Below are 13,875 nucleotides of genomic sequence, written 5' to 3' on the forward strand. Positions count from 1 at the left end.
GCGCACCAGCGCACCACCGCCCAGTCGCCGTCTTCGAGATAGGTGATGGAATTGGTGAACGGGGCGAGCGCGATGGCGTCGGAGCCCAAAAACATCTCGCCTTCGCCATGACCGACGGCGAGCGGCGGGCCATTGCGGGCGCCGACAATGAGATCCTCATCGCCCGTGAACATGATCGCCAGCGCAAAGGCGCCTTCGAGCCGCTTCAGCGCCGCGTGCGCCGCCTCGATCGGCTTCAGCCCTTTGGCGAGTTCCCGCGCCACCAGATGTGCGACCACCTCGGTGTCGGTCTGCGACGAGAAGGCATAGCCGTCGCGGATCAGCTCGTCGCGCAGTTCGGCGAAGTTCTCGATGATGCCGTTGTGGACGATGGCAACGCCGTCGGAAAAATGCGGATGCGCATTGGTCTCGTTGGGCACGCCATGCGTTGCCCAGCGCGTGTGGCCGATGCCGATGGTGCCGTCGAGCGGCTCATCCTTCAGCCGGCGTTCGAGATTGATCAGCTTGCCTTCGGCGCGGCGGCGGCCGAGACGGCCATGCTCGACGGTGGCGACCCCGGCTGAGTCATAGCCGCGATATTCCAGCCGCTTCAGCGTAGCGAGAATGAGCGGCGCAACCTGGTGCTGGCTGACAATCCCAACGATGCCGCACATGGCGTTGCTCCTGTTGTCAGCGAACCCTGGCCGAGTTGCTGCAACAGATACATTATCCCCGCTTGATCACGATCTGATCGTTCAATCGAAGGAGCAGATTAAGGTTAATCTGACGCCGAACAACAGCGCGCCTTTGAATGGAATAGTGATCTGCTACGGCTATCGGCTCAGAATGCGGCGTACGATCACCCCTGGGTGGCGACCGCGACCCTCTTGGCCCTATGGTGCGGAAAAAGGGCCGAGCATCTCTTCAGAGGCTGCGTTGCCTGGTTGAGAGAAGGGCCTATGTGATCTAAGGGGCATAGTCGATATCCGGTGCAAAGGCAGCAGATGACACAAACTCTTACCGGTGACGGTCGCACAGTGGGCGCCGTGATGCTCATTCAAGGATTGCTAGCGCACATGATCGCGCGGCATCCCGAACGCGACGTCATTCTCTCAGAGGTGCAGCACCTCGTGAATGAGATGAAATCGCAGGCATCCGATCCTTTTTCGGAAGGAACGTCTGACCAGTTCGTATTTCTTACCGAGGTCGCCGAGGGCATGGCAGACACACTGGCAGCTATCACGGCAACGGCCCAAGCGCTCTTGGTGCGGTCGGCACCTGAAATGGAAGATCTAGTAGACAAACGGAAGCCGCGAAAGAAATCCCCTCAGAAAAGAGTCCGCCAGCCGGTGCCAGCTGGCAGTCTTAAATAGCGCGAGAGGTCCCGCGTGGAATAATCAGAGGGGCTCGTCGGTTACGGGCGAGTCATGTCTCTAGTCGGGCTGAGGTGGGTACCAACCCGCGCCTCTGGGATCGCTGGCACAGGCTTGCGGTTTGGATTTCCCAATCATCAAGAACGAATATCGGCGGAGAAATCTGTATCTCGAAATCTGGAAACTTTGACTCAGTTTGGGTCGTTCCTATCGAGATGGAGGTTCACATGCTGAACTTAAGTTGGCTTGGCGTGCTGATAATTTCGTATGCCGCAATCGTCGCCACAAATCGATTCCTGTTCCGAATGACAACGAGCACACCCGATCAAGCGGACGGATCCCTCCAAGGGTTTGAAATTCTCGTCGTGCTCGGCAACGGAATTTTGCTCTTCGGATTTTTCGCAGCGCAAGGGCTATAGCGAGCGCGCTGATTTTGGTGCGACAGGCCATCGATCTTTGAGGTCGTGGGCCGCTGGGAAGCACTTCATCCAATCGATGCGCCACTTCGGTGCATCCAATGTTTCTTCCTTCACACGCCAACCCGCCACTCTCGCATCGAGAAAAGGCTACCAAGCCCGGCCTGGCCAACTCGAAGACGGAGTGTTCGGATTGACACGGATTCTCTCAGGTTTTGGCCTGAATGATCCTTCGTTTAGATGCTTCGCTGAGATCGGGAGCAGCGCAAATTCTTGGTCAGCCGGGGTGTTTGCTGCCCTCCGGTGAGGCCCGGTGCGCTTACTGTCTCCCCCGGCATGAGAGCGCCGGGCCGCTGCAGATCACCGCTGCTTGCCAAAGATCGGGCATCCTATGGTGGTACCTGGCCGCTGCTTGGTTGGGATCCATGCGATAGCGATGGGTTGGACACGCCAGCTTGGAATCAGCTGTCGACCGATGCGCAGCTTACGAAATCGGAAAAGCGCTGCTTAGGTCAAACCCCGCCGACGCCACCGTTCCCAAGGAGGGCTCACGAACTGGCTTGCCTGCGTCCTTCCTTTGCTGCCCTGTATTCGCCTTCCCAAGGTAAGCTTTCAAAGTCCGGCCTATACCCACGTTCGCGATAGTGAACCGCGTCAACGTAGCTGGCCTTCTTGTCTTCCATCACACATGCGCATGGAGGATTTCCTGGACACCTGTAAAGGCCTGTTGCTGTCATCGATGTTGCTTCCTTGTACTAGTTGGCCTCGGCGCAAAAAATCCTACCCTGTCTAGGTAGACCAGTGTTTGTGCCCGGCTACTGCTAATGCGCTGACAGCAACCAACGCTAGACCGAGATTTTGGGACTCTCGCCTGAACTATCGACATTCCGGTCGGCCATTTCATCGTTCGAAGACATGAGATGGGGAAACGACGTGCCCAGCGACAATTGATTGCCTAGTTTTGCCTGGCAGCGCATCCGTTTAACATTGCGCTGGCGTCAGGTCCGGCGGGCCGCGGACAGCCTGCCAGGATTATCGCTATTCTCAGCCAATTTCGCGGTCGCGACTTTCGAGTGCCTCAAGCATGGTCGTGAACAGGCTACCCACCTCCTCTGAAATCTCTTCGGGTGGAATTCCCGCCCCTCTTGCATCTGTGGTTGCTCGTTCCGCAAGCTCTCGCGCCAAACTTGGATCAGATGACGAATGGTGCGGAAGATTGTCGTCCATCCATCTCTGCAGAAAGTTCAGGCCCCGCACGCTCACTGAGAAACCATTCCAGGTCCTAGGCTTTGTGGTCCCAACATCGGCAATCGAACCTCCTCAGTCAGCTGCGCATGATTGTCTCACCTTCGCGGTGGACTATCCGGGTTGCATTTGTCGGCGGACACAATCAAGACGGTTAAGTTTTCCACTACTATAATTTGTTTGTCCCAGATTTGTTCCTACCCAAGTTCAACCGCCGCCCCTATGGTCGGCTCATGGAGCGACGACACACCATCCGAAGGGGCGCGGATCAATTGTGGGAAGTCTACGGCGTAGACGACCAGAAAATTGTCCATATAGACGGCGTTCCCTTGGCCCATTTGCAAGGCGACGAAGCCTTGGATGCCTTGGACTTGCTGGAAGGCGGGTACCTGGTTCCCAGTGACTTACCCATGACTGGCTGAAGCCGTTTTCGCCCGAGCGGGTTGATCGCCGTTTTCTGCGGTCATCGCTAGCTACCGCCAAACGCAAAACCCCACGTCCCGTAGCGAGTGCCAAAGATAGCGAAGCGCCGCTGTCCTGAATTCTGTCGCTCACGTAATTCGTTCGCATGTTTCGCTCGCATTTCCCCCGGATGCATAAATTGGTCAGCCGGCGACCCCAATGCCCGCCGGTTAGGCCCAGCGGCCAACCGCTGCCCAGTCCCTACGCGAGCCGCTGGGCCATCCTACAATGCAGGACAGTCTTGGCTCCCTCGCAGAAGATAGCGCAGGGTACATGTTGGAGTAAGTGAAGCTCCCCACATTGTGGTGGTTTCAAGATCACCAGCACTGCTGACTCGGATTAAACAGCGGCGGCATCCGGCACGACCTCAGGTTTTATTGTAATCAACGAAGACGTTTCTGACACGTTCGCGATTCTTGAAATGCATCAGCACACAGGGACGTACAGGCAGGAGATCGTGAAATGGTCGGTGTTAGGGATACGCTAAAATCTGAGGTTGAACGGATCTCGGTCGACAAGCACACAAGGGCTGACGAACTGCGTCGCGAGCTAACCCTGCACGACGAAGCAAGGGCAAAACTGAGAGCCGACCTCGACAACAATGCCGCTGCAGGTTCGCGCGTATACACCTACAAGCCCATTGTTGAGGGCGTGCCTCAATGTCCGCACTGTTGGATGCTCCATGGAAGACAAGAGCCCATGTTGGATCAAGGCAGTTCGCTCAAGTGCCGATCGTGCGGGTTGCAGGTGTCCTCGGGATCATGAAATATCTGACGGGCGCCGGTAGGCAGCAATCGGTTCCCAGGCCATGGCCCTGGATTGCGAGATGAGCGCCCGGTGGATTCTAACCTGTTTCACCGCTCGTTGTGAAATTTGACCAACGCGCGGATCGTCATTCATTTGGCCGATGCGTCGGCATGCTGGAGGACGGAAGCTGAAAATGCTGCCGCCAGTTAACGCTGCGCCATCGATGGCCGCAGCAATCTCGGATCAAGGATCAAAGCCGATTGTTGCGCGTAGACTCTTATCCGATCGTGGCAAGGACGGTCTTTCCGTTTACTTTGGGGGGTGTTCTCTTGCTCGCGCTGTTGCCTGAGCGGCTCCTCGAGATTCTCGACATGGCCTTCACGTCCAATCATGACAAGCTCAACCATGCTGCCGCCTTTGCGGGTTTGGCGGCCCTTGGCAGTCTCGGCTGGCCCGAGCAAAAAGCAAGGCTGGTTGTTTTTCTGCTTCTTATAGGTGCAGCGATCGAGATCCTTCAGGGAACGCAATTGATAGCGCGTGACAGGGATGTGTTCGACTGGCTTGCCGACTGCGCGGGCATGATCTGCGGCCTGGTCGTCGCTGGCTTGATTACGAGGCTGGTTGGCGCATTGCGATAAATGTGATGAAGCCTGGCTAGCGCAGGTGGCTAGCCAAGCGCGGGCCACACGTCGTCAACAGTTCTCAAGACTTCGCGTTTGAGACTTGTCGCGAATTGCCCACACGATGGGCGATAGACGGTTTTGCTCGCGCTTGAGAGTGTTTCACCGTTTCACGGAATTGGAGAGCCGCTCTATCTTTTTGTTTTTACGCAATTCTCAAGGGAAAGCGCTTCGCGCTTTTCGCGAGAGAACCGCACACACTTTTCCTGGAAATGCTCTAGCAAGACGAGGTGTCGGCTGCACTGGCCATTGACCGTGTTGACGACAATCTCGTCTGGCTCGATCGGCCGGTTGGAACCGCATCCACTACGCCTGGCGTCTGATCATCAGCCGCAACGGACATCGCCCTGCCAGCACGAACACACCCCACATGGCGCGGCGAGTATTTCTCAGCATCATCAGAATGATCGATGAAAAGATTCATGCGGGCGGCGATAACTGACCTTGATTTCAGCGTGAGCCAGCCATGTCACCAGCCAGTTTCGGATCTGAAAGGGTAATTGAGGATCCAGAGTTGGGTTTTCAACCAGCGGCCTCCGGTACATGGTCGAACGTGCCAGAATACGCACTCGATCAGGGCGGTCCCGTCCTGCGTCCTTATCATCGGATGGGCGCGGATTTTGCCGATATTGCCGTCTTCGATCATCTGCGAAGCATCGCCGGGCAGTATCCCGAAAAACTCGCAGTCAGCGACGGAACCAATCGCTTTACCTACTCGGAACTTCTGTCGGCCGTTGAGGCGCTGGCCAGCCAAATCGTCGCCATCGTCCCCGACGGACAGGCGGTCGGGATTCTTCAAGCAAACTCGGCCTTCTACCCGTTGGCAATGCTGGCGAGCATGGCCGCTGGGCGGCCCTCGGTGCCCCTGAACACCAGGGATCCAGACTCGAGGATCAATGCAATCGTGGCTGCAGCGCACCTATTGGCTGTCATAGGCGATGGCGATGTACGCCCGACGGGTCTGCCGCAAGCTGTCCGTTGGATCGATGTTGTGCCTCGCTCTGCACCGAAAATCGATCGGATACCCCAGTCCTTTTCCGTCTCCGTCGATTCGCCGGCAATCGTGCTCTACACCTCGGGTAGCACCGGGCGCCCCAAAGGCATTGTCAACAGTCAGCGCAGTCTTCTGTGGCGAGTTCAGCAATATGTCGACGCATGCCACATCGACTCGACTGACGTGTTCTTGCCCCTGACGGGGCCAGCCACGATCGCCGGATGCCGGGAGGTGCTCGCTGCCCTTCTCACAGGTGCCACCCTTCATCTTGTCGAGGTCGAAGCAATAGGCTTGCGCGCCCTTCTCGGCCGGATCCAGTCCGAAGGCGTGACGGTCACTTATCTGGTGCCGGCGCTGCTGCGCGCACTCTTGGCAAACAGGTCCGAGGATGCCTTCCGCACACTGAGGGTGGCTCGAATTGGGGGCGAGAAGGTTTCGTGGGCTGATATTGCGCTGCTGCGCCAAGCGGCCTCGAACAACTGCCTGGTCCAGATCGGCTACTCATCAACAGAGACCACTGGCTCGCAATGGTTTTTGCCGAACGACTGGCCAGAGCAAGGCGCGTCGGTGCCGGTGGGCTGGCTCCTTCCAGGAATTACATTTGCGATTGTCGATGACGAGGGACGGCGCGTCCCGCCGGGCTCGACCGGAGAACTCGTCATAAGAAGCCCCTATGTGTTGCTTGGCCATTGGGAAAACGGCGCCGTCGTGCCCGTAGCTTCGGATCCAAGCAATCCAGCCCTCCGCGTCTTTGAAACTGGTGACCTCGTCCAGTTGGACAAGCATGGCCTGCTGCAGGTCGTCGGCCGTAAGGGACGCCAGATAAAGATCAATGGCCGACGCGTCGAACCGGCAGAACTGGAGCAGGTATTGCGCAGCGTGCCCTCTGTCCAGGACGCCGTGGCCATTGTGACAGCGGCTACTGAACTCGTCGCTTTCGCCGTACCACGGGGGCCGGCAAGTTCCAACTTTTCCGACGACCTTCGCCAGCTTGTCAGAGTGACTCTGCCGCCACCCCTATGTCCCTTGAGGTTGCATGCGCTGACCGAAATTCCACGCATGCCGAACGGAAAGGTCGACATAGCGAGGCTTGCCGCGTTGGACAGTGCAAGCATCAGGACAGCCCCGAGTCCGCAGGTCTCGACTGCCGGACGGGAGCAGAATGTCCATCAGGTGGTGCAGCGGGCCTGGACCAAAATTCTCAATACCCGCGCCGCCGCCGGGCGTTGGGATGATGCAGGCGGCGATTCGCTGAAGCTGTTGCACTGCGTCATGGAAATCGAGGGTGTCATTGGACAGGAACTCGACCTCGAAGCCTTCACTGTCGGGATGACCTTCGACGAGATGGTGAAGGCGGTTGCCACGGCAAAGGCGGGCAACGAGCCAGCCAATGCGCGCAAGGACCACCCTCCAATTCTTTTCCTGCTCCCTGGGTCGGTCGGCTACGGCCCAAGCCTTGCCGCCTTCGCATCCTCTATGGGCAAGACGGCGCGAGTGGTCCCGGTCCGGTATCCTGCCCTGGCGATGATATTGCAGGGCGAAGACACCGTCGGCGCCATGGCTGACGCCGCACTCGCTCAAATAAACCGCGCTCAGCCTGCGGGTAACGTACGACTCCTCGGCCATTCACTCGGTGGCGTTGTTGCTTTTGAAGTCGCTTCGCGGCTACTGGCCGTCGGAAGAACCGTGAAATTCCTGGGCATCCTTGACACCAGCCTTCTCGGCGAACGGAGCACCTATCGGGAGACGATTACCCGCACATACCATCGAATCCGAACCAATCGCATCACGGCCTACCGGATGGCTTGCCGTGCCCTTGCAAAAGTCACGGTCAGGATGGGCTACGAGGCGCAAGTCGCTCGCATGCTCGACCGGTATGCGCAGGATAAGTTCAACGCTACGAGCTTCAGGGCCAAACTGGAACTTCAGGAAGTTTTGAGAGCCCGGGCATTCTGGCAGTGGCTGCAGATGCCAAAGCCAACACTGCCGATCACGGGCACCCTATTCCGTTGCGCTCGGCCAGGAATGCCTCGAGCCATTGGCTGGGACAGTGCTTTCGCAGACCTGGATGTGATTCCGATCGTCGGCAGCCACATCGATATGGTCTCAGAACCTCATGTCGCCTCGAACCGCCCCCTCATCGAGGCGGCCGTGGCGCGGACTTATCTGCCAGAAGAGTTTCGCCAGGGGGAGGACAGGTCATCGACGTGATCTCGGGATTCGGCAAGGATACGCTGGTGCTCGATGCTCGTGCAGAGGTCGATCGCATCATTGAAATCTTGCGCCAGCAGGTCTTCGGCACCCTCCGGCGCCGAGGGGTGGTCGTCGGACTCTCCGGCGGCATCGACAGCTCCGTCGTCGCGGCGCTTAGCGTTCGCGCGTTCGGAAAAGGCAAGGTCCTCGGCCTCTTCATGCCGGAGCTCCATTCCTCAGGGGATTCGCTAAGGCTTGGCCGCACGGTCGCAGCGCAACTTGGCATTGACTCGATCCTTGAAAACATCACGCCGGCCTTGGAGGGGATCGGCGCCTACTCCCGCCAGGTCGAGGCCATCAGGACGGTCGTTCCGGCCTATGGCGACGGCTGGAAATGCAAGCTGGTGATGGCATCGGTCCTCGAGAGCAACGGCCTCAACATAACACGCCTCACGGTCGAAGACCCCGACGGCAATATCGACACCGTTCGTTTGTCGCCCGCAGCCTATCTGCAGATCGTCGCTGCCACGAACTACAAGCAGCGGGTGCGCAAGATGACGGAGTACTACCACGCGGACCGTCTCAACTTCGCGGTAGCGGGTACGCCAAATCGGCTGGAACATGACCAGGGGTTCTTCGTCAAACAGGGCGACGGCATTGCCGACGTCTTGCCGATCGTTCACCTTTATAAGACGCAAGTCTATCAACTGGCTGAATACCTTGGGATAGACGCGGAGGTTCGGAGCAGACCGCCGACCACGGACACTTTCTCCATGGCGCAGAGTCAGGAGGAATTCTATTTCGCATTGCCTTATCACCTGACCGACTTGTGTCTCTACGGCGTGAACCACGGTATTTCCGCCGCCGAGGTCGCTGCGGTTGCCGGCCTCACCGAAGACCAGGTCCAGAAAGTTTTCAAGGACATCGAAAGCAAGCGGCGCGCAGCGCGTTACCTTCACGCCAGACCTCTGCCGGTCACTGCAATGGACGAGGGCTGACCGGATGTGCGGCATCGCCGGAATCGTGGCGCTGAGCGCTGCCGCGGCATCCCCGTCGCGTGAGGCGCTGCTGCGCATGGCGGGCTCCCTCGCTCACCGCGGCCCGGACGAACGTGGCCTCTATCGCGACAAACGCGCGGGGTTGGCCCATGCCCGCCTGTCGATCGTCGACCTGTCGAGCGGTCAGCAGCCGCTCGCCGACACCAGCGGTACAACGTGGATCGTCTTCAACGGCGAGATTTTCAACTATGTCGAGCTCAGGGAAAAGCTGATCGCACTCGGCCATCGCTTCCGCACGCGCAGCGACACCGAGGTGGTCATTCACGCCTATCGCGCGTGGGGCGAAGCCGCCTTCGAGCGGATGAATGGGCAATGGGCGGTCGCGATCTGGGATTCGCTGGCCGGTCGTCTGGTGCTGTCGCGCGACCGTTTCGGCATCTGCCCTCTGCATTTCTGCGAGCATGCCGGTCGCCTCTATTTCGCCAGTGAAGTGAAAGCCATTTTTGCGGCGGAAGCGGCTGTACCGAGAGCCTTCGATCCGACCGGCATCGACCAGACTTTCACGCTCTGGACGGTGGTTCCGCCGCAAGGCGTATTCCAGGGTGTCAGCGAAGTCAGACCAGGCCATGTCCGCATCTACGAGAACGGCACGGTGCGCGAGCGCGCCTTCTGGAAGCCTTCCTATCCCGGCGTTTCCAGCTCGCATCATGAATTTGCCGGCTCGCTCGATGATGCAGTCGACAAAGTGCGTAGCGCCCTGCAGTCCGCGACGTCACTCAGGATTGAGCAGGCAGATGTGCCGGTCGGCTGTTACCTGTCCGGCGGACTCGACAGCTCTCTTGTCGCCATGCTGGGAAGAGGCATCGCAGGAAACCGCTTCCAGACCTTCTCGCTGCGTTTTGACGACGCCGAATATGACGAGACCCGTTACCAGCGGCTGGTCGCCGGCGCGACGGGCAGCGAGCACCACGAGGTGGTGGTTTCGCGCAACGACATTGCCGATATCTTTCCTGAGGTGATCTACCACACCGAGCGTCCAATCCTCAGAACGGCGCCGGCGCCCCTGCTCCTGCTCTCAAGGCTGGTGCGAAAGCATGGCATCAAGGTCGTGCTGACGGGCGAAGGGGCCGACGAGATGTTCGCTGGCTACGATCTGTTCCGGGAAGGCAAGGTGCGCCGTTTCTGGGGACGCCAGCCAGAGTCGACGCGACGCGCGCGGCTGCTGGAGCGGCTCTATCCGTATCTCACCCGTTCGCCGGTCCATCAGCAAGCGATGGCGCGGCAGTTTTTCGGGCGCGATATCCAGGCCTATGATGGGCCAGGCTTTGCGCACGACACGCGCTGGCGCACCACCAGCGCCGTCAAACGATTGTTCTCGGCCGATATGCGGGCCGAGACAGAACGGCGCAATACGGTGTCTGAGCTTCTGGCTCGGTTGCCCGCTGAGTTTTCGGGCTGGGGGCCCCTGGCACAAGACCAGTATCTCGAGGTCCAAACGCTGATGTCGGGCTACCTGCTTTCCTCCCAAGGGGACAGGATGCTGATGGCGAACTCCATCGAGGGGCGGTTCCCGTTCCTGGATGATGACGTTGTAGAACTCGCGAATTCGCTTCCGGCCGAATACAAGCTGCGCGTCCTGGATGAAAAGCATGTGCTGAAGCGGGTAGCGAAACCCATTCTGCCGGCCGAAGTCGTGGCCCGCAAGAAGCAGCCGTACCGGGCACCGAATGCACTATGCTTTATTGCCGATGATGCACCGGCCTATGTCCGCGAAGCGCTTTCGGAGGCGGCGGTGCGCGAGGCAAACGTCTTCGATCCGAAGTCCGTCGCGCGCCTGCTCGGCAAGTGTCAGGCCAGGACGGTCGACGGAGACCTGTCCAATTCCGACAATATGGCGTTGGTCGGTGTGTTGTCGACACAACTCCTCCATCAGCAGTTTATCGCCAGCCGTCCTGGCGCCGCGCGAAAGGTCGAGCTCAGCGTCGATATTGACCACGAGCGTCGGGAAGAGGTGTTGGCATGATGCATGGCGCGATACCGCTGTTGCACGACTATCTCAGCCACTCCGCCGCCCGGCTCGGCGACAAGGTGGCGTTGGTCTGCGGAAGGCAACGTCTGACCTATGGCGAGATCGAGGCACGCGCCAACGCTGTCGCACAACATCTGACAGACGCCGGGGTGATACGTGGCGATCGTGTTATGATCTTTGCCGACAACACCGTCGAGACCGTCGTCAGTTTCTGGGCGGTGCTGAAGGCGAATGCCGTGGTGTGCATCGTCAACCCGCTCACAAAAACCGACAAGCTCGATTACCTGCTCAACGATTGCCTGCCGACGGCGCTGATAACGGACAACCATCTGCATTCGGTCTTCAGCGAGCCCGCGCGCAAGTGCCCGTCACTACGCCGGGTTATCGTGTCCGGGTCCATCGATGACGCCGAGTTGATGCAGTTGCCTAATGCGGTGCGCTGGGACATTGCGGCCGCCGGCCACGGCACGGCGCCGGTGCGCCGCTGCATCGACATCGATCTGGCCGCCATCATCTACACATCTGGGTCGACAGGCGAACCCAAGGGCGTGATGTTGACGCACAGGAATATGATGACCGCGTGCACGTCGATCGCCTCATACCTTGAGCTCGGCGAGGACGAAGTGATCCTCAACGTCCTGCCGTTGGCCTTCGACTACGGACTGTACCAGATGCTCATGGCGTTTCGCACTGGCGCTCGGCTGGTACTCGAACGCTCATTTGCGTTCCCGGCGCAGATCCTCGGACTGATCAAGCAAGAGCGGGTCACTGGTTTCCCCGGCGTGCCCACTATCTTCGCCGCCCTGTCGGAGCTCAAATCGCTGAAGGATCAGGATTTTTCCAGCATTCGCTATGTCACCAACACGGCGGCAGCTCTCCCGCTCAAGCACATTCTGATGCTTCAGGAGCTGTTTTCGAGCGCGCGCATCTATTCGATGTATGGCCTCACCGAATGCAAGCGCTGCACTTATCTGCCGCCGGAGGATCTCGAGCGAAAGCCGTTGAGCGTCGGCATCGCCATTCCGAACACGGAAATGTGGATCGTCGACGAAGACGACCGACGGGTCGGCCCGGGCGTCGTTGGACAACTTGTCATCCGCGGCGCGACGGTGATGAAAGGCTATTGGGGCAAGCCGGAGGCGACCGCGAGAAAACTCAAACCCGGCCCTCTGCCGGGCGAACAGGTCCTGTACACTGGCGACTACTGCCGGATTGATGCGGAGGGCTACCTCTACTTCGTGGGCCGTGGCGACGAGATCATCAAATCCCGAGGCGAGAAGGTCGCGCCGAAGGAGGTGGAAAACGTGTTGATGGATATTCCGGGGGTCCGCGAAGCCGCAGTCATCGGCGTTCCTGACGACCTTCTCGGGCAGGCGGTGAAGGCGTTTGTCGTGATGGAGCAAGGAAGAACCATCGGCGAAAAACAACTGCAGAAAGAGTGCCAGAAACGACTGGAAAATTTCATGGTTCCGAAGTCGATCGTTGTTGTAGCCAGCCTGCCAATGACGGACACGGGAAAACTCAAGAAGGCGGCCCTGTCATGAGCCGGTTCGCGTAAGAATTTGACTTGGATTTTCGTTGTAGAACTGGAGGAATAATTCGATGTTGGCTAGCAAGGACAGAATAGAAATCTACAGGGAGCAAATTCGCGGTTTTCTGGCGTCGAATTTCTACGTGGCCGACGCTGAGGCCCTGGAGAGCGAGACGTCTCTGCTCGACCAAGGCATCGTCGACTCGACGGGCGTGCTTGAGGTCATCGGCTTCATCGAAGAAACCTTCGGAATCATCGTCGAGGACAGCGAACTGCTGCCTGAGAACCTGGATTCCATTCAGGGGATTGCGCAGTACGTCATCCGAAAAAAGAACTGATTATCAACGTTTCCCGCATCGGCAACATCGGGAAGGTGGGTTTGTCGTGAGCCAAGAAATCAGTGTCGCCGATGCCTACAGCAAAGGCCGTACCATCTTCATGGGGCTGGAACTGCTCGTCGCACCCGGCGCACTCGTGCCTCGGCCGGAGACGGAGTTGCTGGGTACGGCCGCCCTCGCCGCCTTGCGTCAGTTGAACGTGGCGGCGCCTCGCATTGTCGACATGTGCTGCGGCGCCGGCAATCTGGCGTGCGCCATCGCGCACCATGCCCCGGCTTCTCGCATCTGGGCGAGCGACTTAACCGATGGGTGTGTCGAGGCAGCGCGCCGCAACATCATCCATCATGGGCTGACAGACCGCGTGTCAGTGCTTCAGGGCGACTTGTTCGAGGCCTTATCGGGCCTGGAACTTGACGGCACAGTCGACATGATCGTCTGCAACCCGCCTTATATTTCTGAAAAGCGGCTGGAGGGCGACCGCGCACACCTGACGGACCTGGAGCCGCGTGAAGCGTTTGCGGCCGGCCCTTATGGACTGAGCATCCACATGCGGGTGATCAAGGACGCGCCCCGCTATCTGCGGCCCGCCGGTCTCCTGCTCTTCGAAGTCGGTCTTGGCCAGGATCGGCAGGTCATGGGCTTGCTCGATCGCTCCAAGGCCTACGAGAACATCCACGCGGTCGTGAACCAGGCCGGAGAGAGTCGGGTCGTGGTCGGTCATAGGAAGAAACAGGCTTGAGCCGGACTTGTCGGTGTCCAATCCGCTCACAGTCGCGATCCAACTGACTTTGACCACATGATCTGCCTCGGCAGATGTTGGCGTTTCCAGGACCGGTTATCCCCAGCTTGAGAGGAAAATTAACGATATTGCTGCTTGTCGTCACGATTTT

The 13,875-nt window shown here is 59.0% G+C and carries 10 protein-coding genes; 8 read left to right on the forward strand and 2 right to left on the reverse strand.

From position 1 onward, the window contains the following. The coding region (locus tag AC1DZ8_RS32125) for a glutamine--fructose-6-phosphate aminotransferase (RefSeq protein ID WP_477402308.1) at nucleotides 1-653 on the reverse strand (653 nt) is incomplete at its 3' end. A 330-nt stretch (nucleotides 654-983) separates the two neighbouring features. Between AC1DZ8_RS32125 and AC1DZ8_RS32130 the strand changes: the two genes are divergently transcribed. Then, nucleotides 984-1,352: a hypothetical protein gene (locus AC1DZ8_RS32130; RefSeq protein WP_477310437.1), complete on the forward strand. Its 369-nt coding sequence runs from the start codon at nucleotides 984-986 to the stop codon at nucleotides 1,350-1,352. 1,460 nt (nucleotides 1,353-2,812) lie between these two features. Here the strand turns inward: AC1DZ8_RS32130 and AC1DZ8_RS32135 are convergent. After that, nucleotides 2,813-2,995, reverse strand: a complete 183-nt coding sequence (locus tag AC1DZ8_RS32135) for a hypothetical protein (RefSeq protein ID WP_477310435.1) — start codon at nucleotides 2,993-2,995, stop codon at nucleotides 2,813-2,815. 1,556 nt (nucleotides 2,996-4,551) lie between these two features. Here AC1DZ8_RS32135 and AC1DZ8_RS32140 point away from each other — a divergent pair. The 7 genes from AC1DZ8_RS32140 to AC1DZ8_RS32170 all read left to right on the forward strand — a co-directional run bounded on the left by AC1DZ8_RS32140 (nucleotide 4,552) and on the right by AC1DZ8_RS32170 (nucleotide 13,724). Then, nucleotides 4,552-4,860 (forward strand): VanZ family protein, encoded by a 309-nt coding sequence (locus AC1DZ8_RS32140; RefSeq protein WP_477310433.1) that lies wholly within the window; start codon nucleotides 4,552-4,554, stop codon nucleotides 4,858-4,860. Nucleotides 4,861-5,368: 508 nt separating this feature from the next. Continuing rightward, complete coding sequence (locus AC1DZ8_RS32145; protein WP_477310431.1) at nucleotides 5,369-8,107, forward strand: AMP-binding protein; 2,739 nt, start codon at nucleotides 5,369-5,371, stop codon at nucleotides 8,105-8,107. After that, on the forward strand, nucleotides 8,104-9,087 hold the full coding sequence (gene nadE, locus AC1DZ8_RS32150) for an NAD(+) synthase (RefSeq protein WP_477310429.1): 984 nt from the start codon (nucleotides 8,104-8,106) through the stop codon (nucleotides 9,085-9,087). Before AC1DZ8_RS32145 ends, nadE begins: the two co-directional genes overlap by 4 nt. Before the next feature lie 4 nt (nucleotides 9,088-9,091). After that, entirely contained in the window at nucleotides 9,092-11,110 is a 2,019-nt protein-coding gene (gene asnB, locus AC1DZ8_RS32155) for an asparagine synthase (glutamine-hydrolyzing) (RefSeq protein ID WP_477310427.1), read from the forward strand. Further along, nucleotides 11,107-12,660, forward strand: coding sequence for a class I adenylate-forming enzyme family protein (locus AC1DZ8_RS32160; protein ID WP_477310425.1), 1,554 nt, complete (start codon nucleotides 11,107-11,109; stop codon nucleotides 12,658-12,660). Before asnB ends, AC1DZ8_RS32160 begins: the two co-directional genes overlap by 4 nt. A gap of 58 nt (nucleotides 12,661-12,718) precedes the next feature. Next, nucleotides 12,719-12,985 (forward strand): acyl carrier protein, encoded by a 267-nt coding sequence (locus AC1DZ8_RS32165; protein WP_477310423.1) that lies wholly within the window; start codon nucleotides 12,719-12,721, stop codon nucleotides 12,983-12,985. Nucleotides 12,986-13,031: 46 nt separating this feature from the next. Next, entirely contained in the window at nucleotides 13,032-13,724 is a 693-nt protein-coding gene (locus AC1DZ8_RS32170; RefSeq protein ID WP_477310421.1) for a N5-glutamine methyltransferase family protein, read from the forward strand. The last annotated feature ends 151 nt before the right edge of the window (nucleotides 13,725-13,875 follow it).

The organism is Mesorhizobium sp. P2_F7, from assembly GCF_056403695.1.

What these genes read in the sequence shown, in the direction of transcription:
- AC1DZ8_RS32135 (WP_477310435.1), bottom strand. Translation starts at nt 2,995, where the DNA reads ATGGACGACAATCTTCCGCACCATTCGTCATCTGATCCAAGTTTGGCG.
- asnB (WP_477310427.1), top strand. Translation starts at nt 9,092, where the DNA reads ATGTGCGGCATCGCCGGAATCGTGGCGCTGAGCGCTGCCGCGGCATCC.
- AC1DZ8_RS32165 (WP_477310423.1), top strand. Translation starts at nt 12,719, where the DNA reads ATGTTGGCTAGCAAGGACAGAATAGAAATCTACAGGGAGCAAATTCGC.
- AC1DZ8_RS32160 (WP_477310425.1), top strand. Translation starts at nt 11,107, where the DNA reads ATGATGCATGGCGCGATACCGCTGTTGCACGACTATCTCAGCCACTCC.
- AC1DZ8_RS32145 (WP_477310431.1), top strand. Translation starts at nt 5,369, where the DNA reads ATGTCACCAGCCAGTTTCGGATCTGAAAGGGTAATTGAGGATCCAGAG.
- AC1DZ8_RS32130 (WP_477310437.1), top strand. Translation starts at nt 984, where the DNA reads ATGACACAAACTCTTACCGGTGACGGTCGCACAGTGGGCGCCGTGATG.